General features: G+C 67.0%; 22 protein-coding genes. 10 read left to right on the top strand and 12 right to left on the bottom strand.

Annotation, left to right across the window (positions count from 1 at the left end):
• Positions 1-30 precede the first annotated feature (30 nt).
• The 3 genes from OVA31_RS11030 to OVA31_RS11020 all read right to left on the bottom strand — a co-directional run bounded on the left by OVA31_RS11030 (position 31) and on the right by OVA31_RS11020 (position 3,073).
• Positions 31-1,098 carry a 3-keto-5-aminohexanoate cleavage protein gene (locus OVA31_RS11030; protein ID WP_267631126.1) on the bottom strand — a complete coding sequence of 356 codons (1,068 nt, stop codon included), beginning with the start codon at positions 1,096-1,098 and terminating at the stop codon, positions 31-33.
• Between the two features lie 77 nt (positions 1,099-1,175).
• Positions 1,176-2,060, bottom strand: a complete 885-nt coding sequence (locus OVA31_RS11025) for a TauD/TfdA dioxygenase family protein (protein WP_267631125.1) — start codon at positions 2,058-2,060, stop codon at positions 1,176-1,178.
• A gap of 38 nt (positions 2,061-2,098) precedes the next feature.
• On the bottom strand, positions 2,099-3,073 hold the full coding sequence (locus tag OVA31_RS11020; protein ID WP_267631124.1) for a quinone oxidoreductase family protein: 975 nt from the start codon (positions 3,071-3,073) through the stop codon (positions 2,099-2,101).
• Positions 3,074-3,254: 181 nt separating this feature from the next.
• Here OVA31_RS11020 and OVA31_RS11015 point away from each other — a divergent pair, with 181 nt between their 5' ends.
• Positions 3,255-4,265, top strand: a complete 1,011-nt coding sequence (locus tag OVA31_RS11015) for an AraC family transcriptional regulator (protein WP_267631123.1) — start codon at positions 3,255-3,257, stop codon at positions 4,263-4,265.
• A gap of 190 nt (positions 4,266-4,455) precedes the next feature.
• On the opposite strand, the gene ggh is transcribed toward OVA31_RS11015, so the two are convergent.
• A complete protein-coding gene (ggh, locus tag OVA31_RS11010; RefSeq protein ID WP_267631122.1) occupies positions 4,456-5,796 on the bottom strand; it encodes a glucosylglycerate hydrolase in 1,341 nt (446 codons plus the stop codon).
• Between the two features lie 85 nt (positions 5,797-5,881).
• On the opposite strand from ggh, the gene OVA31_RS11005 reads away from it, so the two are divergent.
• Positions 5,882-6,562 carry an SDR family oxidoreductase gene (locus OVA31_RS11005; RefSeq protein ID WP_267631121.1) on the top strand — a complete coding sequence of 227 codons (681 nt, stop codon included), beginning with the start codon at positions 5,882-5,884 and terminating at the stop codon, positions 6,560-6,562.
• A 3-nt stretch (positions 6,563-6,565) separates the two neighbouring features.
• Here the strand turns inward: OVA31_RS11005 and OVA31_RS11000 are convergent, their stop codons facing one another.
• Both OVA31_RS11000 and OVA31_RS10995 read right to left on the bottom strand, forming a co-directional pair.
• Positions 6,566-6,955 (bottom strand): nuclear transport factor 2 family protein, encoded by a 390-nt coding sequence (locus OVA31_RS11000; RefSeq protein ID WP_267631120.1) that lies wholly within the window; start codon positions 6,953-6,955, stop codon positions 6,566-6,568.
• 51 nt (positions 6,956-7,006) lie between these two features.
• A complete protein-coding gene (locus tag OVA31_RS10995) occupies positions 7,007-8,182 on the bottom strand; it encodes a thiolase family protein (protein ID WP_267631119.1) in 1,176 nt (391 codons plus the stop codon).
• Between the two features lie 98 nt (positions 8,183-8,280).
• Here OVA31_RS10995 and OVA31_RS10990 point away from each other — a divergent pair, with 98 nt between their 5' ends.
• Positions 8,281-8,757, top strand: a complete 477-nt coding sequence (locus tag OVA31_RS10990; RefSeq protein ID WP_267631118.1) for a winged helix-turn-helix transcriptional regulator — start codon at positions 8,281-8,283, stop codon at positions 8,755-8,757.
• Positions 8,758-8,772: 15 nt separating this feature from the next.
• Here the strand turns inward: OVA31_RS10990 and OVA31_RS10985 are convergent, their stop codons facing one another.
• Positions 8,773-9,969 carry an acyl-CoA dehydrogenase family protein gene (locus OVA31_RS10985; protein WP_267631117.1) on the bottom strand — a complete coding sequence of 399 codons (1,197 nt, stop codon included), beginning with the start codon at positions 9,967-9,969 and terminating at the stop codon, positions 8,773-8,775.
• Positions 9,970-10,032: 63 nt separating this feature from the next.
• Between OVA31_RS10985 and OVA31_RS10980 the strand changes: the two genes are divergently transcribed.
• Both OVA31_RS10980 and OVA31_RS10975 read left to right on the top strand, forming a co-directional pair.
• Positions 10,033-10,365: a TfoX/Sxy family protein gene (locus tag OVA31_RS10980; protein WP_267631116.1), complete on the top strand. Its 333-nt coding sequence runs from the start codon at positions 10,033-10,035 to the stop codon at positions 10,363-10,365.
• 160 nt (positions 10,366-10,525) lie between these two features.
• Positions 10,526-11,152, top strand: a complete 627-nt coding sequence (locus OVA31_RS10975; protein ID WP_324290217.1) for a hypothetical protein — start codon at positions 10,526-10,528, stop codon at positions 11,150-11,152.
• Between the two features lie 106 nt (positions 11,153-11,258).
• On the opposite strand, the gene leuS is transcribed toward OVA31_RS10975, so the two are convergent.
• Positions 11,259-14,138, bottom strand: a complete 2,880-nt coding sequence (gene leuS, locus OVA31_RS10970) for a leucine--tRNA ligase (protein ID WP_267631115.1) — start codon at positions 14,136-14,138, stop codon at positions 11,259-11,261.
• Positions 14,139-14,257: 119 nt separating this feature from the next.
• Here leuS and OVA31_RS10965 point away from each other — a divergent pair, with 119 nt between their 5' ends.
• The 3 genes from OVA31_RS10965 to OVA31_RS10955 are packed head-to-tail and all read left to right on the top strand — an operon-like array spanning position 14,258 to position 16,515.
• A complete protein-coding gene (locus tag OVA31_RS10965; protein WP_267631114.1) occupies positions 14,258-14,791 on the top strand; it encodes an SdpI family protein in 534 nt (177 codons plus the stop codon).
• A gap of 18 nt (positions 14,792-14,809) precedes the next feature.
• A complete protein-coding gene (locus OVA31_RS10960; RefSeq protein ID WP_267631481.1) occupies positions 14,810-15,805 on the top strand; it encodes a bile acid:sodium symporter family protein in 996 nt (331 codons plus the stop codon).
• Positions 15,806-15,849: 44 nt separating this feature from the next.
• On the top strand, positions 15,850-16,515 hold the full coding sequence (locus OVA31_RS10955; protein WP_267631113.1) for a helix-turn-helix domain-containing protein: 666 nt from the start codon (positions 15,850-15,852) through the stop codon (positions 16,513-16,515).
• A gap of 18 nt (positions 16,516-16,533) precedes the next feature.
• On the opposite strand, the gene OVA31_RS10950 is transcribed toward OVA31_RS10955, so the two are convergent.
• Together OVA31_RS10950 and OVA31_RS10945 are read right to left on the bottom strand one after the other, a co-directional pair.
• Positions 16,534-18,558, bottom strand: a complete 2,025-nt coding sequence (locus OVA31_RS10950; RefSeq protein WP_267631480.1) for a CocE/NonD family hydrolase — start codon at positions 18,556-18,558, stop codon at positions 16,534-16,536.
• A gap of 103 nt (positions 18,559-18,661) precedes the next feature.
• The gene (locus OVA31_RS10945; protein WP_267631112.1) at positions 18,662-19,309 is read right to left on the bottom strand and encodes a YqgE/AlgH family protein; all 648 of its coding nucleotides are present in this window, start codon (positions 19,307-19,309) and stop codon (positions 18,662-18,664) included.
• Positions 19,310-19,360: 51 nt separating this feature from the next.
• On the opposite strand from OVA31_RS10945, the gene OVA31_RS10940 reads away from it, so the two are divergent.
• Complete coding sequence (locus OVA31_RS10940) at positions 19,361-20,692, top strand: MFS transporter (RefSeq protein WP_267631111.1); 1,332 nt, start codon at positions 19,361-19,363, stop codon at positions 20,690-20,692.
• Here the strand turns inward: OVA31_RS10940 and OVA31_RS10935 are convergent.
• Both OVA31_RS10935 and OVA31_RS10930 read right to left on the bottom strand, forming a co-directional pair.
• Positions 20,652-21,296 (bottom strand): hypothetical protein, encoded by a 645-nt coding sequence (locus OVA31_RS10935; RefSeq protein WP_324290215.1) that lies wholly within the window; start codon positions 21,294-21,296, stop codon positions 20,652-20,654. The genes OVA31_RS10940 and OVA31_RS10935 overlap by 41 nt on opposite strands.
• Before the next feature lie 4 nt (positions 21,297-21,300).
• Entirely contained in the window at positions 21,301-21,639 is a 339-nt protein-coding gene (locus OVA31_RS10930; protein WP_267631110.1) for a hypothetical protein, read from the bottom strand.
• A gap of 209 nt (positions 21,640-21,848) precedes the next feature.
• Here OVA31_RS10930 and OVA31_RS10925 point away from each other — a divergent pair, with 209 nt between their 5' ends.
• A complete protein-coding gene (locus tag OVA31_RS10925; protein WP_267631109.1) occupies positions 21,849-22,940 on the top strand; it encodes an aminotransferase class V-fold PLP-dependent enzyme in 1,092 nt (363 codons plus the stop codon).
• The last annotated feature ends 20 nt before the right edge of the window (positions 22,941-22,960 follow it).

The raw sequence follows: 22,960 nt of genomic DNA, 5'->3' as shown, positions 1-22,960 counted from the left end.
CCTGGGGGACTGGGTGTCTGAGACGGCTGATCAGCCGTGTTGGGGGAATCCGTGATGGGTGAAGCCGACCTGTCCGGGACGGCGATTGGGTGCGTAGCCGAGCCTGGCGAGGGTTTCGTCGGCATCCCGGTAGGTGTCGCCGATCCGATAGATCTCGCGGGCTTCCTTGCCGCCGGCCACTTCCCGGCCCAGTTCGCCTGCGATGCGGACCAGCTGCTGGATCTGTTCCACCGACGTGTACTTCTCGCCGATGCCGCCCCAGATGGTGTCCTCGTTGCCGCAGCGACTGTGCAGGCCCATCGCGATCGCCATCGCGTTGACCGGGAGTACAGACCGCATCAGGGTTTCCAGCGTCAGGCACGCTCCATCGGGGACCCGCTGGATGAAGTTCATGATGTTGTACGGATTGGGCCCGTCGAAGCCGCCACCGATGCCGACCCAGGTGAGGTTCAGTGGGCCCGTGTAGACGCCGCGGCGGATGAGGCGCTCGACGGTCTCCAGCTGGGGGATGCTCGAGAGCTGGAAGTGCGGCTGGATGCCGGCGGCCTGCAGGCGACGGAGGTGCTCTTCGACCCATTCCGGTCCGGCGGGCACTGTCATCTCCCGGTAGGTCGCGGAGAGTTCCGGGCGCTCCAGTGAGGTACCGGCGATGTCGTCGGTGGTCATCAGCTCCATGATGTTCATCTGGCTGGTGTTGATGGCGATGGTCACCTGGTCGGGGGCCGGGTCGAGCTCGGCGAGCATGTGGCGGGTGTCGTCGGAGAGCCATTTGGCGTCGGCGCCGTCGCCTTCCGGTGCGAACGAGATCGATCCACCGACCTGCAAGATCATGTCCGGCACTGCTTCCCGCAGTCCGGCGAGCAGTTCGTTGAACTTCGACATCCGCTTGCTGCCCTTGCCGTCGAGCTCACGCACATGGATGTGCAGTACGGTGGCGCCGGCCTCGTAGCAGTCCACGCCCTTCTGGATGTGCTCCTCCATGGTCAGCGGGAGGTCTTCGCGGAAATCGTCGAGTTCCCATTCGGGGCCATAGGGAGCGGCGGTGATGACCAGCTTCTCCTGGGTCTCGGGGAAGAGGGCGTCGTCGTGGAAATGCATGGCTGTCTCCTGGTTGATTCGTTGTAGTTCAGGGGTGTCGGGTGATGCTGGGTTTCCGGTTATGGGGTGTCGGTGGATCAGAAGGGGCGGTCGCCGACGATCCCGGCGCGTTCCATCTTCCGAATGGCAGGCCAGTAGTCCTGGACCGCATAGTGCTGGGTGCACCGGTTGTCCCAGATGGCGATGCTGTTCTCGGTCCAGCGCCAGCGGACCTGGTACTCCGGTATCGCGGCCTGACTCGTCAGGTACTGCAGCAGATTGCCTGCGCCAGGGGCATAGTCGCTGCCGAAGCGGACGTTGTCGGCCGTGTGGTAGTTGACCAGGTGCGTCGTGAACGAGTTGACGAACAGGATCTTCTCGCCGGTCTCCGGATGAGTGCGTACGACAGGGTGTTCCGCGTCCGGGAACCGGGAGTGCAGCGCGTGCCGCTGGTCCATCGGCATCCGTGCGCCGAAGGTCGCCTCGATGCTGTGCCGGGCACGGAGCCCGGCGATCTGGACCTTCACGGTCTCCGGCAGACGGCGGTATGCCTCGGCCATGTTGACCCAGATCGTGTCACCGCCGACCGCCGGTCCCTCGACACAGCGCAGGACCGAGCCGAAGGGCGGGTTGTCGCGCCAGGTGGCGTCACAGTGGAAGGCGTTCTCGAAATGCTCTGGCGGACTGTCGATGTCCTTATAGATCTGGACCAGTCCGGGATGGTCGGGATCACTGCCGACGACGGGATGGTCCTCGAGGGGACCGAACCTCTCGGCGAGTGCGACGTGCTCGGCGCGGGTGATGTCCTGATCGCGGAAGAAGAGCACCTTGTGGTCGATCAGCAGCGACCGGAGGCGGTCGAATTGCGCCTCGTCGCGGGCGACCTCCCCGAGGTCGATGTCGGACACCTCGGCTCCGATGGAGCAGGTGAGCGGTTCGACCCGAAATGCCGTCGCGCTCGACGGTCGGGTGGCGGTGGTCATGATTCGTCCTTTCTGACAGGCGAAGTGGTTCGGGTGGTTCAGAGGGAGAAGACCGAAGACCCGACACTGCGGCCGGACTCGAGGTCCCGGTGCGCAGCCGCTGCGTCGGCGAGCTCGTAGCGCTGATTGATGTCGATCGTGATGTGACCGGCAGCGACCATCGAGAACAGCTCGGAGGCGAGGTCGGCGCGCTCTGCGGGGTCGGCGATGTAGTCCGCGAGTGCGGGCCGGGTGACGAACACCGAACCGTTGACGGCCAGTTGCATCGCATCGATGGGCGGGATCGGCCCCGACGCGGTGCCGAAGCAGACGAGTAGTCCGCGGCGGGCGACCGATTTGAGTGAGGACTCGAACGTGGTGGCACCGATGCTGTCGAAAACGACGGGAACGCCTGCGCCATCGGTCAGCTCACGGACGCGGGATGCGATGTCTTCCCGCTTGTAGACGATGACCTCGTCGCAGCCGTGGTTCCGCGCCACCTCAGCCTTCTCGTCGGTCGATACGCTGCCGATCACCCTCAGGCCCAACAGCTTTGCCCACTGACTGAAGATGAGACCGACCCCGCCGGCGGCCGCGTGCAACAACACGGTGTCGCCGGAGGCCAGCGGCCAGATCCGGCGCAGCAGGTACGCGGTGGTGAGGCCGCGCATGGTCATGGCGGCGGCGGTGTCGAATCCCACTGCGTCGGGCAACGGGATCAGATGCTCGACGGGCATCACGCGTTCGGTGCTGTAGGCGCCGAGCGGGCTACCGGTGTAGGTCACCCGATCGCCCTCGGAAACCGACGTCACGCCCGGCCCCACCTCTTGCACGATGCCGGCGGCCTCCACGCCCATCCCGGCCGGGAGCGGCGCCGGGTACAGCCCGGTACGAAAGTAGGTGTCGGCGAAGTTCAGGCCCACGGCCTCGTGATTGATCCGGACCTCACCCGGCCCCGGCGCCCCGACCTCGACAGTCTCCCAGCGCAGCACCTCCGGTCCGCCGATCTCGTCGAATCGCACAGCTTGCGCCATGTTGTCCTCCTTCTTTTCGGCCCGGGATCGCTCATGAGAGTCATCACGGCAGGCCTGTGAATGTGATCGCCATGTATGTCGACCATCTGATGTGATGGACCCAACACTACGAGGATCGCAGCCCGGAATCTTTTCTCTACGGGACGTGTGATTGTGCAATCGGGGACATAGACTCGGCGTTGTGAAACCGCTCGCCCGCTACGCCGCACTCAACAACTTCGTCGAGCTCGGCCACTCGCTGGGGCTCGATCCCGCCCAGCTCGTCCGTGACGTCGGACTCGACCCTGCGAGCCTCAGCCTCCAGGACCGTTGGGTACCCGCCGAGGCGATCGCCGACCTACTCGAGCGATCCGCCGCCGCGTCGGGCCGGGAGGATTTCGGGCTCGCGCTTGCGCACTATCGCCGCCTCGCCAACCTGGGCCCGTTGAGCCTGGTCATCCGTGAGGAGCCCGACGTGCGGAGCGCTCTCGGGGTGTTGATCCGTCATCAACACATGTACAACGAAGCCCTCCGGACGCGACTGTCGGAGGTCGGCGGCATCGCGACCCTCCGTATCACCCTCGACGTCGGTGTTTCCGGGGAGTTCCGGCAATCCGTCGAGCTCGCCGTCGCCGTTCTGCACCAACTTCTCCAGGGATTCATCTCGCCGGACTGGCACCCGGTCGGGGTCACGTTCACTCATCCGCCGCCGGACGATGCCCGGACACACAACCAGTTCTTCGGAACCGTCGTCCGGTTCGGGCAGGACTCGAACGGGATCTCGCTGTACACAAAGGATCTCGACACTCGCAACGTCATGTCGGATCCAGAGCTCCGCCGCTACACCCAGGATTTTCTCGACGACACCGGTGGCTCGGCCGATCCGCGAACGGAGTACCGGGTCCGCGAGCTGATCGAGCTCCTCCTACCGACCGGTCGCTGTTCGGTCGACCAGGTCGCACGCAGTCTCGGGGTCGACCGCCGGACCGTCCACCGACGACTCGCCGCCGAAGGTGAGACCTTTTCCTCTGTCCTCGACTCAATCCGGGTCGAGCTCGCCAAGCACATGGTCGGCAATCGGCGCCACGCCCTCATCGAGATCGCCGAACTGCTCGGGTTCTCGTCCCCCGGCAACTTCTCGCGCTGGTTTCGTCAGCGGTTCGGCCAGACCCCGACCCAATGGCGGCGGCAGTACGAGGTCGAGCCGGCCTGATCGAGTGCGGCTGATTCCGGGTTCGGCCAACCGGACTGTGTGTCGGCCCGTCAACCGGAAGCGCGTCCGCCCGAAAAGCACCCCAGAAAGGCACCCTCCAGACGTGCTCGACAAACAATGCGTCAACCGCGGCCCTGATGGGGGCGGATTTCTGGGGCGCTTTTGCCGGGCCCGCCGCCCACGCGGTGTGTCAGTCCAGCCAATCCAGCACCGCCGCCGCGGTCCAGCTCTGCTGCATGCTGCCCAGCGGTTCGCCGGTGAAAGGTTCGTAGTATTCCGCGAATGCGCCATCGGTGGCCTGGCGGAGCCCTTCCTCTCGCAGGCGCGCCGACCGCTCGGTCCACCCACGACGCGCGAACGCCCAGCTGAACAGCCACGTCATCACCGGCCACACCGGGCCGCGCCAGTACTCGCGGGGTTTGAAATCCATCGAGATCGGCGACGTCGACGGCGGCACCGCGTAGCGCAGATCCGGATGACCGCAGAACCGCGGACCGTCGAACAGTCGGAGCAATGCCCGCTCACGCTCCCGCGACAATCCGCCGCAGATGAGCGGCGCGAACACCGCGATCGTCTCGGTGTTGATCCAGGCGCCGGCGCGCAGATCGAAATCGCTTGCCGCACCGTTTCGTTCGTTGGCGGCCGCCACCACGCCGGCACGGAACCGATCCGCCCAGGCGCGCAGGTCACGGACGTCGGACCGGGGCTTCGAATAATCCTCACCGATCGTCGCGAGCACGTCGCAGGCCACCGCGAAGATCGCGCTGACAAACACGTCCTCCACCGCGAAGCTCATCACCTTGGGCAGGATGTCGTCGTCGTAGTTGGCCCGCTTCATCTGCTCGACCAGCCAGATGTACCGGTCGTACTCGTTGTTGCTCGGACGCATGGACAGATCCGCCACGTGCTCCAGGTCGGCCCGGGTGTACGGCGGGAGATCCTCGCCGGGAACCACATTCGCGTAGGGACGGTCCCAGCGTGGCGAGTTGTCCATCCCCGACTCCCAGCCGTGGAAGAGGGTGATGCGACCGCGGCCGTTGGGATCACGGGCGTGGGCGAGCCACCGATGCCACCGCACCAGCGAACCCCATCGCCGATCGATGAATTCGTTTGCGACCGACCGCGTGGTGCGGCCGTGGCGACGCGAGTGGTCCAGGATGCGTTGCACGGCAATGGCATGCACTGGCGGCTGGGTGATACCGGAGGTGTCCGGATAGTCCGGCGCGCACGCGGCGAGCCGTGCGCACTCCCAGCGTGCGGGCCCCGGGAAGTAGCCGTCGCGCCCGTTGGCGAACACGATGTGCGGGATCATCCCGTTCTCCCACTGCGCAGACAGCAGGGTGTCCATCTCGATCACGGCACGCTCGACCGACAACGGCGCCAGACCGACGGTCACGAATGCGGCATCCCAGCTCCACATGTGCGGGTACAGCTTGGGCGCGGCGCTCGTCATGGTGCCCAGGTCGTTGCCGCGGAGCAGATAGGCGGCACGCGCAGACAACTGAGTCGGGGTGAATCCATACCGGGCCACGGGTCGATTCTGCACTGCGCGCCGCGTTGCCGCGCATCGAGGGGAAGCGCCGTCGGCGCCCGGCGGACCCCGTAACCTCGAACCCGTGCCCACCGCTCTGATCACCGGGGCGAGCCGCGGCCTCGGCGCCGAGATCGCCCGCCGGCTCTCCCCCACCCATGACCTCCTGCTCGGAGGACGCCCCTCACCCGAACTCGACTCGCTCGCGACCGAGCTTGAGGGCGCGAGCACGTTCCCCGTGGAACTCACCGACTACGACGAGGTCGAGGCGGCCACCGAGGCGATCAATGACCTCGACGTCCTGGTCCATAATGCCGGCGTCGGCAGTTCCCTGGAAACTGTCGCCGATACGCCGGTCGAGGAATGGCAGCACGTTCTGGAGGTGAACCTGGTGGCCGCCGCCGAATTGACCCGGCTGCTGCTGCCCGCGCTGCGGGAGGCCGGCGGCCACGTGGTGTTCGTCAACTCCGGTGCCGGCCGCCGCGCCAATCCGGGCTGGGCGCCGTACGCGGCCAGCAAATTCGGATTGCGGGCGCTGGCCGACGCACTCCGCGCCGAAGAGCCCACACTGCGGGTGACCTCGGTCTTCCCCGGTCGAATCGACACCGACATGCAGCGCGACCTCACGGCCATCGAGGGCAACGAGTACGACCCGTCGAAGTTCCTCAAGACCTCGACGGTCGCGAACGCCATCGTCCATGCGATCGCCACGCCGGCCGACGCACATCCCGAGGAGATCGTGCTCCGGCCGACGGGACGGGGCTGACTGCTAGAGCTGCTTGAGGTCCGACTGCTCCCACACGGCGCGCATCGACGACACCTTGCCCTGCGCGTCGAACACCATGATGTCGATCGGGGTGATCTCGAACTTCATCCCCGACGTGCCGGTGACCAGGGTGAACTCGAAGACCGCGGTGTCACCGGCGATCCTCTTCCACTTCAGCGTCGCCGTCCGCTCATCCATACCGGTGATCACCGAGTAGAACTCCACGAGCTGATCGCGCGTGGTGCGCAGGTCGGCGCCGATCGGGTCCTCGACCGATGCGTCGGCCGCGTAGAGATCGGCGATCTGCTCGGCCGTTCCCGAGTTGAGCAGCTCGACGTAGGCGTCCACCGCCGCGTTGATCTTCTCGCTGAGTGTGCCCTGGTCAACCGTCATCACAAGCCTTCCTCGAAGTAGAACGTGTTCTACTTCGAGACGGTAGCACTGTCAGGCATCGAGGCGCTCGTAGATGGTCGCGTTCGCGAGACCGCCCGCCTCGCACATCGTCTGCAGTGCATATCGTTCGTCGCGTTGCTCGAGAGCGTTGATCGCCGTCGTCGCCAGGCGGGCGCCACTGGCTCCCAGCGGATGGCCCAGCGCGATGGCCCCGCCGTGCACGTTCACCCGCTCGGGATCGACGCCGAGTTCGGCCGCCCAGGCCAGGACGACGGGGGCGAACGCCTCGTTGACCTCGAACAGCCCGATGTCGGCGAGATCGAGGCCACTGCGGGCGAGGACCTTGCGTGTCGCGGGGATCACCGCGGTGAGCATCATCAGCGGATCGTCGCCTGCGACCGAGAACGAATGCACCCGAGCCCGTGGCCGTAGACCGAGTTCGCGGGCCTTCTCCTCGGACATGATCAGCAGCGCGGCCGAACCGTCGCTGATCTGACTGGCGCTCGCGGCGGTGACCTTCCAGCCGATCTCCGGGAACCGCGTCGCCGTCGCCTCGTCGTAGTAGGCAGGCCGGAGCTTGGCGAGATCGGCGACCGTACTCCCCATGCGGATGCCCTCGTCGACGTCGAGTCCGGCCAGGGGCACGATCTCCTTCTCGAACAGTCCGTTCTTGGTCGCCACGGCGGCAAGGTCATGGGACCGTAGCGCGAACTCGTCGATGGCGGTTCGCGAGATGTTCCAGCGGGCGGCGATCAGCTCGGCCGAGATTCCCTGCCCGACAAGACCGTCGGGATAACGCTCGTCGAACGCGACGCCGTTCAGATCACTCGTCCCCGCGACCGCCGATCCCATCGGCACGCGCGACATCGACTCCACCCCGGCCGCGACGACGACATCGTAGGCGCCGGAGATGACCCCCTGCGCCGCGAACGCGATCGCCTGCTGACCGCTACCGCACTGTCGATCGACGGATACGCCTGGTACCGACTCGGGATAGCCGGCGGCGAGCAACGCGCGACGTGCGATGTTGAACCCCTGCTCGCCGGACTGGGTGACCACCCCGGTCACCACGTCGTCGACGACCGCCGGATCGATACCGGTGCGTTCGACGAGGGCCGACAGGCTGTGTGCCAGCAGATCCACCGCATGCACGTCGCGCAGCGCTCCGGTCGGCTTCCCCTTGCCGATGGGCGTCCGTACCGCGTCGACGATGACCGCGTTTGTCATGGTTCCTCCATCTCCGAGCCCACCTGACTTGGGTAGGCCATAGTCAGAGGTCTACGCGCTGACTATGGTTGTGTCAAGTCAGATGTATGATGTCTCACATGATGACGCTCACGGGTCCGCTCGCCGACCGCGACAGCTGGGAGGCAACCGACTGTTCCATCGCCAAGGCCATCGACATCGTCGGAACGCGGTCGGCGATGCTGATCCTGCGGGAGGCGTTCTACGGCGCCACCCGGTTCGACCAGTTCGCCCGTCGCGTCGGGATCACCGACGCGGTCGCGTCGACTCGGCTGAGGGAACTGACCGAGGCGGGCATCTTCGAGAAGGTTCCGTACCGGGAACCCGGACAGCGCGCGCGCAACGAGTACCTCCTGACCCAGATGGGTCGCGACCTGCTGCCGGTGGTGCTCGGCCTGCTGCAGTGGGGCAACCAATACCTGCAGCCGCAGGGCGCCCCGCTTCGCCTCACCGATTCCGAATCCGGCGAGCCGGTGATCGTGGACGTCCGTACGCGGTCGGGCGGCGAGGTCGATGCCGACCACATCGACGTCGGCCTCGTCCGACGTCGACGATGATTCGTTCGCGCGTGACTATCTGAGATCGGCGCTGGACTTCCCCAGAACACGTCGCGCGATGATCAGCTGCTGGATCTGCTGAGTGCCCTCGAAGATGTCGAGGATCTTCGCGTCGCGGGCCCACTTCTCCAGCAGCATCGTCTCCGAGAAACCCGCCGTCGACCCGACCTCGACGGCCTTGTTGGTGATGTCGGTGACCGTGCGGCCTGCCTTGGCCTTCGACATCGACGCCTCGCTGGAGTTCGGCTCCTTGTTGTCGGCCATCCAGGCCGCCCGCACCGTGTGCAACCACGATGCCTCCCAATCGGATTCGAGACGGATGAACTCACACACCGACGCGTGCTGGGCGGCGGCAGGCTTGTCGTAATCGATCGCGTGCCCGGCCTCCTCGAGCATGCGTCGCAGTTCCTCGAGCGCGGCGCGGCCGAGGCCGATGGCCATCGCGGCCACCACGGGACGCGTGTTGTCGAAGGTCTGCATGACGCCGGCGAACGCCTTCTTGGTGTCCACCTCGGGCGAACCGAGCAGGTTGTCGGCGGGGACGCGGGCGTTCTCGAAGCGCAGCACCGCGGTGTCCGACGACCGGATGCCGAGCTTGTGCTCGAGGCGGGCGACGGTCACACCCTCGGTGGTCATCGGCACGACGAAGCTCTTGATCGCGGCCCGGCCCGCGTTGCGGTCGACGGTCGCCCAGACCACGACGTGATCGGCCCGGGAGCCCGCGGTGACGAAGATCTTCTCGCCGTTGATGACGTAGTCGTCACCGTCGCGCGTCGCGGTCGTCGAGACGGCGGCCGAGTCGGAACCGAAGCTCGGCTCGGTGATGGCCATCGCCGCCCACACCCCGGAGAACCTCTCGAGTTGCTCCTCGGTGGCCACCGCGGCGATCGCCGCATTGCCGAGCCCCTGGCCGGGGATGGAGAGCAATAGCCCGACGTCTCCCCAACTCATCTCTCGAGCCGAGATGAGGGCGCGCATGTTCGGGCCGTTGTGTGACGGAGCGTCGGCGGCGGCAGCGGTGTCACCGTCGGACTCCTTTTCCTTCGACCGCGCCTGCTTGGCGAGTTTGCCCAGCTCATCGAGCTCGGTCGGGTACTCGTGCTCGCCCTTGTCGTACTTGCGCGAGATGGGCCGGAAGATGTGCTCGGCCGCGAGGTGGGTGCGCTCGACCGTCGGGTCAAATGTCGACGGAAGCTCCAGGTTGATCGCCATGCCGATATCTTACTCATCGGTAAGTTCTTTTCCAAGCCTCCCGTCGGGCCTACTCTCGAATCCGTGGCCTACGACGACGACCTCGCCTACCGGATTCGCGGGATGCTGGCCACCGAATGCGGACTCGACGAGAAGTCGATGTTCGGGGGCCTCGCGTTTCTGATCAACGGCAACATGGCCATCGCCGCTAGCGGCCAGGGCGGGCTCATGGTGCGGGTTCCACCCGAGGAGACCGAGGTGTTGCTGGAGTTCGACCACACCGCACCCATGGTCATGTCCGGTCGCGAGACCCGCGGCTGGCTGCGCATCTCCGACGACGGCATCCGCACCGAACGCCAACTGCAGCGCTGGGTGGCCATCGGCGCCGACTACGCCCGCAAACTCCCGCCCAAGTAGCCGGCCCGCCGACCCGGGCCGCCCGGGCCCACCGGCCCGACCGCAAAGGCGGACCCGGTGCGGCCCCGCGCACATCGCGACATGCGCGACATCTCAGCGAGTGCGCGGATGCTTCGGGGTGAAACCGACCGAGGCCGGCGTGCGTCCTATCCCCGTGACCGTGTTCCCGACCGATCGCCACGGACTCGTCCATCGCCTTCGCGCGCTTGCCTCCGGGTTCACCGACACCGACCTCGTCCGGGCACAGCGCTGCGGAGAACTGATCCGGGTGATCTCGGGTGTCTATGCCGTCGCCGCCGAACGCACCCCGGAACAGCTCCATCGTCTACGGGCGATCGCCGTCCTCGCCTCGATCGAGCCAGACCACACACTGAGCCATCAATCAGCAGCGACGCTGCACGACCTCCCGATGCTCACACCGAATCTGCGTCGTGACCTCCGTGGAGCGAACTGCTGTCGACATCGCATGCACCAGCACAATGGATTTCGCAGGTGCGCTCGCCGTGTTCGATGCCGCGCTCCGTCGCGGGGCGGACCGGGAGCCCGAACCGATTACGACTGGTCGGCACTCTTGGTCGGCGAGTTCGACGGCGACGTCAAGTATCGCAAGCACCTACGTCCCGGAGAGACTCCGTTCGACGCAATGAAACGGGAGAAGGAACGCGAAGATGCGTTGGGCCGCCTGGGGATCATGGTTGTCCGCTGGACCTGGAAGGATCTCGAGAAGGGACGCGTCGTCGGCCTCATCCGCGAGTGGCCGGCCCGGCTTCAGTTGATCGCGGCCTGAGCCCCCCAGCGCCAACCGCGCACCGCGCAGGTCCCCGCGCACGCCGCGACATGCGCGGATACCCAGCGAGTGCGCGTTCACGGCCAGCGCGGAAAGACGAAGCGACTCAGGGGACGACGTTGACCATGCGCCCCGGCACGACGATCACCTTGCGAGGTTCGCCGTCGAGCAGGGGCGTGATCTTCTCGTCGGCCAGGGCGGCGGCCCGCACGGTCGCCTCGTCGGCGTCGGCGGCCACAATGATACGGCTGCGCACCTTGCCCTTGACCTGGATGGGGATCTCGATCGTGTCCTCGACCAGCCACTTCTCGTCGGCCTCGGGGAAGGGGCCCCGCGCCAGCAACGTCTGATGCCCGAGCCGATGCCAGAGCTCCTCGGCGACGTGCGGGGCCAGCGGAGCCAGCATGACGACCAACGGTTCCACGGCCGCGCGAGGGGCACCCGACTTCTCGAAGTTCTTGGTCAGGTGATTGGTCAGCACGGTCAGCTTCGCGACCGCGGTGTTGTTGCGCAGCTCGGCGTAATCCTCGCGCACACCGGCAATTGTCTTGTGCAGCAGTCGTTTGGTGTCGTCGTCGAGTTCGGCGTCGGTGCAACGTACCGAGCCGGCCTCCTCGTCGACCACCAGCCGCCAGATCCGCTGCAGGAACCGCTGCGACCCGACCACGTCCTTGGTGGCCCACGGCCGCGACTGGTCCAGCGGCCCCATGAACATCTCGTAGACCCGCAGCGTGTCCGCGCCATAGTCACGGCAGATGTCGTCGGGCGCAACGGAGTTCTTGAGGGACTTGCCCATCTTCCCGTATTCCTGGGTGACCGGTTCGCCGTTGTAGAAGTACTCACCGTCGCGTTCGGTGACCTCGTCGGCAGGCACATAGATGCCCCGTGCATCGGTGTAGGCGTACGCCTGGATCATGCCCTGGTTGAACAGCTTTCGATACGGCTCGCGGCTCGTCACGTAGCCGAGGTCGAAGAGCACCTTGTGCCAGAACCGTGAATAGAGCAGGTGCAGCACCGCATGCTCCACACCGCCGATGTACAGGTCGAGCCCGCCCGGATCGTCGGGGCCGTACTCGGCCGGCCGCGGACCCATCCAGTAGGCCTCGTTCTCCTTGGCGCAGAACGTGTCCTCGTTGGTGGGGTCGATGTAGCGCAGCTGATACCAGGAACTGCCCGCCCACTGCGGCATCACGTTGGCGTCTCGGGTGTAGGTCTTGACGCCGTCACCCAGATCGAGCTCGACGGTCATCCAGTCGGTGGCCTTGGCCAGCGGTGGCGACGGTTCACTGTGCTCGTCGTCGGGATCGAACGACACCGGCGCGTAGTCGTCGACCTCCGGAAGCTCCACGGGCAGCATCGATTCCGGCAGCGCATGCGCGTTGCCATCCTCGTCGTAGACGATCGGGAAGGGCTCACCCCAGTAGCGCTGCCGGGCGAACAGCCAGTCGCGGAGCTTGTACTGGATGGTGCCCCGACCGGTCCCCTGCTGCTCCAACCACTCGACGATCGCGGCCTTGGCATCGTCGACCTGCAGGCCGTCGAGGAAGCCGGAGTTCACCGCGGGACCGTCCCCGATGAAAGCGTCGGTCTCGATGCCCTGTTCAGAGCCGATGACCTCACGGATCGGCAGGCCGAACACCGTCGCGAACTCGTAGTCGCGGGTGTCGTGTGCGGGCACCGCCATGATGGCTCCAGTGCCGTAGCCCATCAGCACGTAGTCGGCGATGAACACCGGGATCTGTTCGCCGTTCACCGGATTCGTCGCGAAAGCGCCGGTGAAGACGCCGGTCTTCTCCTTGTTCTCCTGACGCTCGAGATCCGACTTCGCCGCGATCCCGGCGCGATAACTCTTCACCGCTTCGGCCGGGCTCGGCGCACCGCCGGTCCAGCGATCGTCGGTGCCAGCCGGCCAGGCGTCGGCAGTCAGGGTGTCGACCAGCTCGTGCTCGGGCGCGAGCACCATGTAGGTGGCGCCGAACAGCGTGTCGGGTCGGGTCGTGAACACCTCGACGGCGTGGTCGCCGGCCGCAAACGTCACCTGCGCGCCCCGGGACCGGCCGATCCAGTTGCGTTGCATGGTCTTGACCTTGTCCGGCCAGTCGAGCAGGTCCAGGTCATCGAGCAGGCGATCCGAGTACGCGGTGATGCGCATCATCCACTGCCGCAGGTGCTTGCGGAACACCGGGAAGTTGCCGCGATCGCTGCGGCCGTCGGCGGTGACCTCCTCGTTGGCCAGCACCGTACCCAGTCCGGGGCACCAGTTGACCAGCGAATCACTCTCGTAGACAAGGCGGTACGAGTCGATCACACTGTTCCGCTCCGCCTGGGTCAACGACGACCACTGCCGGCCGTCCCCGACTTCACGCTCGCCCGAATCGAACTCGTCGATCAGTTCGACGATCCGACGCGCCTTGCGCTGGTCGGTGTCGTACCAGGCGTTGTAGATCTGCAGGAAGATCCACTGCGTCCACCGATAGAACTCGACGTCGGTCGTCGCGACGCGACGGCGCTCGTCATGTCCCAGACCCAACCGGCGGATCTGGCCCAGGTAGCGCTCGATGTTGGCCTCGGTGGTGGTCCGCGGGTGCGTGCCGGTCTGGACCGCGTACTGCTCGGCCGGCAGCCCGAAGGCGTCGAAGCCCATCGTGTGCAGTACGTTCTTGCCGGTCATCCGCTGGTACCGCGCGAACACATCGCTGGCGATGAAGCCCAAGGGATGGCCGACGTGCAGCCCCGAACCCGACGGGTACGGGAACATGTCCTGGATGAAGACCTTCGGCTCGGCGTCTGCTCCGGTTCCGCCGAACGCCGCCAGATCCCCGGCGAGCGGTCCAACCGGATTGGGTGCCTCGTACGCGTGCTGGTCGGCCCAGTGACGCTGCCACCGCGCCTCGATCTCCCCGGCGAGCTCCGCCGTGTACCGATGGCCGGGTAGGCCGGCGTCCGGGGCGGTCGACGCGATGCGGGCAGAATCAGCTGAAGTCACCCGACCAGCGTAAATCCTCGGTTCGGCGATGTTGTCGACGGGGAGTGGTCTCGACTGTCGCCGACACGACGCCGGGTGCGTGACAACGGTCGATTCGGTCTGCTACGACGGTCGGTCGTATGGTGGTCGATGTGATCGTCCTGTCTGTCGTCGCTGCTGTGGTCGTCTTCGCGCTGGCCGCGTTGTGGCTCGTGGTCGGCGGGCTGGGTATCGTCGGCCGTCTCCCTCGCAACCGCTGGCTGGGTGTCCGCGCCGACGAGTCCATGCGGTCCGACGAGGCATTCCAGGTGGCCAACCGGGTGGCCGCGCCCGGCCTGTTCGCCGCCGCCGGCATCCTCGTACTCAGCGGGATCGTCGCACTCGGCATCGGCGGATACTGGTCGGTCGCCTTCGCGGTCGTCGGAGTGGTCGCCGCACTGTTCGTGGTCGGCCTGGTCAGTGCCTACGGGGTCCGCGCCGCTGCCGCGGTACCTTCCGACGACGACGGTTGCTCGTGCTGTTCCACGCACGAACATGACGGGCCGGCCGCCGACCCTGCGCACACCCCAACCGACACTGCCGACGAGACTCATGCGGCCGCCGCCTGCGGTACCTCGAGCTGCGGGGCGTGCAGCCTGCGCGCCGTCTGCTCCAACGAGTCCGCCCAGGCCTGAGAGTCGGTGTCGTCTCCCCTGGCGGTCGCCCGTGGGCTGCTGCGCCGATCGCCGATCGACGGCTTCGTCCTCGCCATCCTCGGCACGGTCGTGCTGGCCGCGTTCCTACCCGCGCGCGGCGCGGTCGCCGACGTCCTCGACTGGGTCGTCATCGCCGCGATCGCGCTGCTGTTCTTCCTCTACGGCACACGGCTTCATCCGCGCGAAGCGCTCGAGGGTCTCAGACACTGGCGTCTGCATCTGACCATCCTGGCGTTCACCTTTGTGGTGTTCCCGATCGTGGGCCTGGTCATCCGTCCGCTCGTCGAGCCGATCGTCGGTGCGGATCTCGCCACCGGCCTGCTGTTCCTGTGTCTCGTGCCCTCCACCGTGCAGTCGTCGATTGCCTTCACGTCGATCGCTCGCGGGAACGTACCGGGCGCGATCGTGAGCGCATCGGCGTCCAACATTCTCGGAGTCGTGTTGACGCCGCTGCTGGTCGTCGCGCTGATGACCACCCAGAACGGCGTACAGATCGACGCGACGTCGGTGCTCAAGATCCTCGGCCAGATCCTCGTCCCGTTCATCCTCGGGCAGCTCGCGCGCCCGTGGGTCGGCGCCTTCTTCTCCCGGCACGCCCGAGCCACCAAGCTCGTCGACCGAGGTTCGATCGTGCTGGTCGTCTACTCCGCGTTCAGCGAGGGCGTCCGCGAGGGCATCTGGTCGATGGTCGACGCTGCGCAGGTCGTCGCGGTGGCCGCGATTGCGGTGGTGCTGGTCACGGTGATGCTGGTGGTCACCCGATGGGTTCCGCGGCGCCTCGGATTCGACCGGGACGACGTCATCGCCATCCAGTTCTGCGGTACCAAGAAGAGTCTCGCCACCGGACTTCCGATGGCGACGGTGCTGTTCGCCGGCCCGACGGTCGGCCTGATCGTGCTTCCGTTGATGATCTTCCATCAGATCCAGCTCATCATGTGTTCCTGGCTGGCGACGCGGTACAGCCGAGAGTCGGAAGCCATCGCCGCACCCTGATCGTTCGTCCACTGTCAGGAAACAAAGTTCGCTAGACTGCGCCCATGACAGCCGACGCGTCCAAGATCGTCCGCGACACCGGCGACCCTGCGCCCGTCCAGCGTGAGGTCGTCGGGGATCCGCCGACCGGTGGCGACTTGGAAGCCGCCATCGCCCATCAGGTGAGACTGCTCCGACGCAATGCCGGCCTCTCGGTGGCCGAGATGGCCGCCAAGGTCGGCATCTCCAAGGCGATGCTGTCGAAGATCGAGAACGCGCAGACCTCGTGCAGCCTGTCCACTCTCGCGCGCCTCGCCGCAGGCCTCGACGTCCCGGTCACCTCGCTGTTCCGCGGCGCAGACGTGGAGCGGGAAGCGGTCTACACCGAGTCGGGCAAAGGCGCGGTGATCGTCGGGCGCGGTACGCGCGTCGGTCACCACTACGAACTCCTCGGAGCCCTGCGCGGTCAGCACAAGCGCCTCGAGCCCGTCCTTGTCACCCTGGCCGACGACAGCGAGGTGTTTCCCCGCTTTCAACACCCGGGCACCGAACTCCTCTACATGCTCGAAGGCGTGATGGTCTACGGGCACGGCAACGCCGAGTACACCCTGCGGCCGGGCGACTGCCTGCTGCTCGACGGCGAGGGAATCCACGGCCCACACGATCTGGTGCGACTGCCCATCCGCTTCCTCGCAGTGACCGCGTATCCGGACAATCACGAGTCGGAGTGACCCGGCGCGGCACCCGCGCTACGGCAGCGGCGTCGACAGTGGGAGGTTCACAAAGCTCGGTCGCTGCGGGTCGAGTTGGATGTGCTGCGGCTTGAGCTGCGACTCGTTCAGCAAGGGGCGCAAGGGAAGTCCGCGCGGCACGTTCATCGCGAACACGTCGACGCGCAGTCGGTGGCCCGGCTTGATCAGCGCTTCGGTCGGCAGCAGCCCGATGTCGACGCCAACCGGCGCCCCCGGTGTCACCGGCTGCCGCGAGGCCAGGGTCAGATTGTAGAACGGGTCGATCACGTCGCCGTTCGGAGCGAACTGCGACCGTGACCGGTCGTAACCGCGCAGCGACGCCATCACCTGTCCGGAGCTGATCACCTTCGATGTCCCGTCCGGCGCAACATCGTTGAGCGTCGCCGTCCAGTAACCATCGGTCGCATCCATGACCGTGTTGAGGTGCAGGTTGGTGTAGCCGGACACGCTGCGTGTGGTCCGCATCGGCGCGGTGGTGAACGTGAGCGCACTGCGTTCCGGGATGCGCGCATCCTCGGCGCAGAACGGGAACAGGGCGAGTGCCCCGGCCGTCTGTTGTGCGGAGTCCCGGGAGCAGAGCGTGAGGAGCCCGGGCGAGACGGTCATCCGCCCCCGCGTCGCCGGGGTGCCGGTGGTGAGGCTCCCGTCCCGGACCGCGTAGGGCGCGGTTCCGCTGCGCCGGTCACCGAGGTAGAGGCGCTGTCGCGACATCCCCGCCCGCGGGAACTGCTGTGCCGAGATCCACTGATCGCCGACCTGCTTGAGGTTCACCGGCCCATAGGAATCCACCTGGTTGTCGATTCCCTTGAGCCACTTGTCGAACCACGCCTTCTGCAGCACGTCCAGACGCGGAGGTGTCCCACGCCGGCCCTGCTGGCCGCCGCCGATCGTCAGGTGGTAGCCGTCGCCCATGATGAGCTGCTTCTGCCCCGGCGGCAGTGGGATCTTGTTGTACATCCGCACTTCGCTGTTGGTGAAGAGGTCGAACCAGCCGCCGTAGATGAGGGTGGGGGTGGTGATCCGTTCCGCCTTGTCCTGCCACGCCTTTCGCGGCTCGGAGTTGTCGGTCAGCAACTCGTCGAGCTGCGGCGGCACCGACTTGATGTCGGGGGTCACCAGCGCCGCCAACAGCTGCGGATAGAACGTGAGTGGGTCGGAGATCCGGTCGGCCAGCCATTTCCAGTCGAAGGTGCCGTTGAGCATCGATGCCACGTTCGGCACCATCTTGGTGGTGTTGACCAGCGTCAGCCACAGCGGCAGGAAACCTGCGCCGAGTGCACCGCCGGGCGCGACGATGTCGCGGATGAGGTCGCCACCCGGTTCGACCGGGAAGATCGCCTTGAGCGCCTTCGGGTTCTTGTTGGCGGCCTGGATCTGGTTGATCGCCGAATACGAGACCCCGGACATGCCGACCTTGCCGTTCGACCAGCGTTGCCGGGCCGCCCAGTCGATCACCTCGGTGGTGTCGGCCTGTTCGCGGCTCTGGAAGACATCCCACTTCCCCTGCGAGAAGCCCGTGCCGCGCACGTCCACGACCACCTGGGTGTACCCACTGCGCACCAGGTCGAGGTCGACCATGAAGGTCTTCGCGCCGCCGTCGCGGAGGGTGTTGGTGAGTTGCGAGATGTCGGCGAAGTCGCGGATCGGCGTGGCGACCTGGTTGACTGCCGTCACGAGCTGCCTCAGGAGCGGTTCGAGAACCGGATGTTGGGTGACCGCGGCGCCCACCGCGGTGATCAGCTTGGTGTACGGCGTCATGTTCACGATCACCGGATTGCGCTTTGTCGTCGCGCGGCCGGCACCATTCGCCGGTCGATAGACGTTGGCCCGCAGGACCGTTCCGTCGCTCATCCGGATCGGGACGTCCCAGGTGACCGCGACCCCCGCATAAGGCTGCTTGCCGTCGTGGGACGCGGCCCACCCGGCCGCGGACGCACCACCGCTCGGCGTCGAGGGCGCCGCGCCCGCCGTCGCCGGAACCACCAACATCGCCACGAGGATCCCGAAGATCCCGCTGATCATCCCCACCCGCACGCCATCGACCCCCGTCTGACTGGACCAAGCGTCCAAAACCTAGCAGAGACGGTGTCCCACGTCACCCGCTATCACGGGTATGGGGATCAGCTCAGTTACGTGCCACGTCGATCGGATGTGAGGCGAGCAGCGGCATCGGCCACGGTTGCCTGCGGAGTACGTCGCCCCACAGATCAGCGGTCGGCGGTACGAGCAGATCGTTGGCCAGTGCCGAGGCCAGCATCCAGCTGTTCTGTTCGAGCTCGCCGTCGAGCTGCCCGATACCCCAGCCCGAGTACCCCGCGAACACCCGGACACCGACGAGCACCTCGGACAGTGCCTCCGGGTCACCGTCGAGATCGACGAGGGCGACGCGGCCGTCCAGTGGTCGGATGGCCTCGTATCCGCTGACGTCCGCGCCGAGTTTCACCACACCGAGACAGAGGGCGGCGTCCTGCTTGACGGGGCCACCGATGAACAGCGCCCGGGGCGATGCCGAGAGATCCGACCACTGCGGCAGCAGATTGTGCACGGCGGTCTGGCTCATCCGGTTCAGGACCACCCCGAGACTCCCGGCGTCGTTGTGTTCCATGACGTAGATGACCGTTCGGGCGAACGTCGGTTCGAGGAGATCCGTCGACGCGAGGAGCAGGGTCCCGGGCCGGACCCGTCCGGCCGACGAGATGTCGCGCGCGGCATCCGGTGCCCCCTCCGAGTAGAACTCGGGGGTCGGTTCCTCTGAATCGTCGCCGCCGGCCACCCACACATCATCGCATGGCAGCGCCCTTCAGGTCGGTAGTCTGGATCAGTGATGTCTGGGTTGCAGCATGCCACCCCCGGTCTACGGGGGTTCGTTCGCTCGCTCGCGCATTCACCCGGACTCGGGCGCCTTCTCGCGGTCCGCCTGACCAGCCAGATCACCGACGGCGTCTTCCAGGCCGCGCTCTTCGGTGCCATCCTGTTCAACCCGGAGCGGCACGCCGATCCGCTGGCCATCGCGGGCGGCCTCGCCGTGTTGCTGCTCCCCTACTCCGTGATCGGCCCGTTTGCCGGGGCCCTCCTCGACCATTGGGACCGACGACACGTCCTGATGTACGCCAACGTGATTCGGGCCGCCATGATCGGGCTCGTCGCGGTTGCGATCGCCGCCGGGGCGACGGACACCATCGTGCTGATCGGTGCTCTTGCGGTGACGGGGGCCAGCAGGTTCGTGGCCTCCGGTCTGTCCGCAGGGCTGCCGCACGTGGCACACCGCGACGTCATCGTCGCGACCAATGCTCTGTTCACCACCCTGGGAGCGGGCATGCTCGCCGTCGGCGCGGGCATCGCCGCGGTGTTGCGCGCGCTGTTCGGCCCGGACAATTCCGGCAGCGCCCTGACCACCCTCGGCGGTGTGGTGATCGCCCTGATCGCCGGAGCCCTGGCCCACGGCTTCACACGACTCCAACTGGGTCCCGACGAACCCGACGATCCGGGGCGATCGGCGCTACACGCGGTGACCGTCGGGCTGCTGCACGGCGCCCGGGCGGTCGCCGGGTCACGCACGGTGTCCGCCGCCCTCTCTGCGATAGGTGCCCATCGCCTCGTCTTCGGCATGAACACCCTCATGCTCCTGGTGATCAGCAAGCACGCCGGCGCAGGCGACGGCCTCGCAGGCGTGAGCGTGGTCGCCGGGTTCACCGCGGGCGGCGCCCTGCTCGCGGCACTGGTCACGCCGTACTCGGTGGATCGGATCGGCCGGAAGACCACGTTGATCGTCGCGTTGCTCGTCGGCGCCGTCGCGGAGGTCTCCCTGGTGACCTTCAACCCCGTGGTCCTCTGCATCTCTGCTTTCGTGCTCGGCCTGATCGGACAGGTCGCAAAACTCTGCGGCGACGTCGCCATGCAGGTGGACATCGGCGACGCGGTGCGCGGGCAGGTGTTCTCCGTTCAGGACGCCGTCTTCAACATCGCCTACGTCGGTGCGGTGACCCTGGCAGCCGTCGCGATCCCCGACGACGGCAAGTCGGTGGCACTCGTCATCTTCGGCACCGTGCTCTACGTGATCGGCTCGCTCGTGGTCCGCGTCGTGCACACCCCGTACCACCCACGCCACGAGGCACTCAGCGGCGATCGAATCGAGGCGAACGGGAGTCAAAGCTGACGTCGGCCACCCCGTCACCGTCGTCGTCGATCAACACGTGGTCGAAACGGCCATCGCCGTCGTCGTCGACATAAAGCCGATGCGCCACCGGAATCCCGGCCCGGCGATCCCCCGTCATCTCGATGTCGGCAGTGCCGTCGCCGTCGAGATCCTCCGACCGGACCACGGTGGCATCCATCGTCGAGGCGGCCGGAGCGGGACGGGGCGGCGGGGCATCGACCCGGCCCGCCGCCGGGGGATTCTCCGGGGCGTGCCCGACCGGTGGTTCACCGACTGACACATCCTCGGTTCGTTCGCCCCACACCCCGGCACCGTTGTCGCGGTAGTGGTCGTCTGGGCGGCCGTCGTCGTCGGTGTCGATCGCGACGACGTCGGCGGTACCGTCGCCGTCGGTGTCCCACATCGCATCGTCACGACGACCGTCGCCGTCGAAATCCAGCCGGACCGCGTCGGCCGCCCCGTCGCCGTCGAGGTCGACGTCCGCGGCCGACACCCACGACGTGGTGTGACCGTCGCCGGTTCCGAAGAGGTAGTCGATGGCGGCATCCATGTCGTTTGGACGCAGTGCGGGCCTGTCGGGTTCCGGCTGCGCCGTCGTGCTCAACCGATCAGGCGTTGTCCACCGGTTGTGGACGCGGATCCACGCTTCTCCTCGGACGGTCCTCGGTGATCGTCATCTTGGGCCACGGTGGCTGGCGGAGGACCGCGGCGGAACCGAGGGCCGCGGCGATCAGACCGGTCATCACACCGATGAGGGCCACCCGTCCCTGATCGACGGCGGGCGTCCACGTGGTGGCCCCGTCGGTCACGGTGAACGCGCCGACCGCCACCGGCCGGCCTCGCACGCCCTTGCGGGTGACCGGGATGAATGTCGTGTGTTCGTCGATGGTGACGGGATCCCCGATGAGCGCCCGGTCGACCGGACCGGCGGGTTCACGATTGGGCATTGATTCTCCTTGCGCGCCTTGATGATCGTCGGCAGAGTCCGGTGCCCGCAGGCAACCCAATGGTAAGTGAGGTCGCGCCACGTCACGTGCCGAATCGTGCATGTGCACAGCGGGGATCCGAACCGGCTCCGATCGCACGATCGGCTCGTTTCCGGGCTCATCCGACCCGACCATCGTTTCGTCGGTACAAACCGGTAGGTTCAAGGTCTATGTACGTGAGCGAACTGGGTGAACAATGGCGCCGTGCTCGCCTCCGCCCGGAGATCGTCCACCTCGACTCGGCGGCCGCCGGTCGGTCGTCGAACGCGGTGATCGGCGCCATCTCCGCCCATCTGTGGCGTGAGACCGAACGCGGCTCCTACATCGCCGCCGCCGATCGTGACGACGAGATCACCCGCGACAAGCGCGATCTCGCATCTCTGATCGGGCACACCGCAGACGAACTGGCCTTTCGTGAGAGCGCGCGGGCGGCGCTGCGCGCCCTGCTGACCTACTGGAACCTGCCGATCTCCACCACCGTATGGGTGGCGAAGAACGAGTTCGGTCCCAACCTCGTCGAGTTCGAACGCCGTGGCTACGCCGTGCGACCGCTGCCGGACGCCGATGTCTCCGGGCATGTCGACACCGACGCGTTGGAGAACATGCTGCAGTTCGAGCAGCCCGACTTCATCCACATCTGTCAGATCGGCTCGGCCTCCGGTGTCGTGCAGCCGGTCACCCGCATCGTCGAGATCGCCCACGCCGCCGGGGTGCCGGTGGTGGTGGACATGGCCCAGTCCGCCGGACATGTCCCGACCGTGACCGGCGCCGACGTGGTCTACGGGACCAGCCGCAAATGGCTGACCGGACCACGCGGCGTGGGATTCGTCGCGGTCCGGAAGGACTCCCTGCGGCCCGTCGAGGTGGAGAGTTCGGAAGCGTTCGTCGCCGGCCGCCTCGGCCTCGGCGTCGCCGTGTCGGAGATGCTGACCATCGGGCAGCAGCGTGTGTTCCGGGAACTGGCGGCGATCGGTCGCACCACCCGCGAGCGTCTCGACGGTATCGCCAGCTGGGAGGTCCTCGAACCGATCGACGAGCCCTCGGCCATCACCACTCTCGCACCGCCCCCCGGCTGGGGACCGTCCGACGTCGCGGCTGCGCGTGACAAACTGCTCGAGCTGGGCATCCTGGTCACGTGCGCGGACTCGTGGCGCGCACCGCTGGCCACCGAGCAGTCGGTGTTGCGGGTGAGCCCGCACCTCGACGTCGAGCGTGAGGATCTCGATCGCCTCGCCGAGGCCCTGCGGACGATGGGTTACTGACCGCGCTCGCCGGAGCTCGG

The sequence above is a fragment of the Gordonia sp. SL306 genome (assembly GCF_026625785.1).
Classification (GTDB): Bacteria; Actinomycetota; Actinomycetes; order Mycobacteriales; family Mycobacteriaceae; genus Gordonia.
Note: the sequence above shows the minus strand (reverse complement) of the source record. Positions and strands in the feature narration are given on the sequence as shown.

What these genes read in the sequence shown, in the direction of transcription:
- OVA31_RS11030 (WP_267631126.1), bottom strand. Translation starts at nt 1,098, where the DNA reads ATGCATTTCCACGACGACGCCCTCTTCCCCGAGACCCAGGAGAAGCTG.
- OVA31_RS11025 (WP_267631125.1), bottom strand. Translation starts at nt 2,060, where the DNA reads ATGACCACCGCCACCCGACCGTCGAGCGCGACGGCATTTCGGGTCGAA.
- OVA31_RS11020 (WP_267631124.1), bottom strand. Translation starts at nt 3,073, where the DNA reads ATGGCGCAAGCTGTGCGATTCGACGAGATCGGCGGACCGGAGGTGCTG.
- OVA31_RS11000 (WP_267631120.1), bottom strand. Translation starts at nt 6,955, where the DNA reads ATGACGGTTGACCAGGGCACACTCAGCGAGAAGATCAACGCGGCGGTG.
- OVA31_RS10995 (WP_267631119.1), bottom strand. Translation starts at nt 8,182, where the DNA reads ATGACAAACGCGGTCATCGTCGACGCGGTACGGACGCCCATCGGCAAG.
- OVA31_RS10990 (WP_267631118.1), top strand. Translation starts at nt 8,281, where the DNA reads ATGATGACGCTCACGGGTCCGCTCGCCGACCGCGACAGCTGGGAGGCA.
- OVA31_RS10985 (WP_267631117.1), bottom strand. Translation starts at nt 9,969, where the DNA reads ATGGCGATCAACCTGGAGCTTCCGTCGACATTTGACCCGACGGTCGAG.
- OVA31_RS10965 (WP_267631114.1), top strand. Translation starts at nt 14,258, where the DNA reads ATGGTGGTCGATGTGATCGTCCTGTCTGTCGTCGCTGCTGTGGTCGTC.
- OVA31_RS10955 (WP_267631113.1), top strand. Translation starts at nt 15,850, where the DNA reads ATGACAGCCGACGCGTCCAAGATCGTCCGCGACACCGGCGACCCTGCG.
- OVA31_RS10950 (WP_267631480.1), bottom strand. Translation starts at nt 18,558, where the DNA reads ATGATCAGCGGGATCTTCGGGATCCTCGTGGCGATGTTGGTGGTTCCG.
- OVA31_RS10940 (WP_267631111.1), top strand. Translation starts at nt 19,361, where the DNA reads ATGTCTGGGTTGCAGCATGCCACCCCCGGTCTACGGGGGTTCGTTCGC.
- OVA31_RS10930 (WP_267631110.1), bottom strand. Translation starts at nt 21,639, where the DNA reads ATGCCCAATCGTGAACCCGCCGGTCCGGTCGACCGGGCGCTCATCGGG.
- OVA31_RS10925 (WP_267631109.1), top strand. Translation starts at nt 21,849, where the DNA reads ATGTACGTGAGCGAACTGGGTGAACAATGGCGCCGTGCTCGCCTCCGC.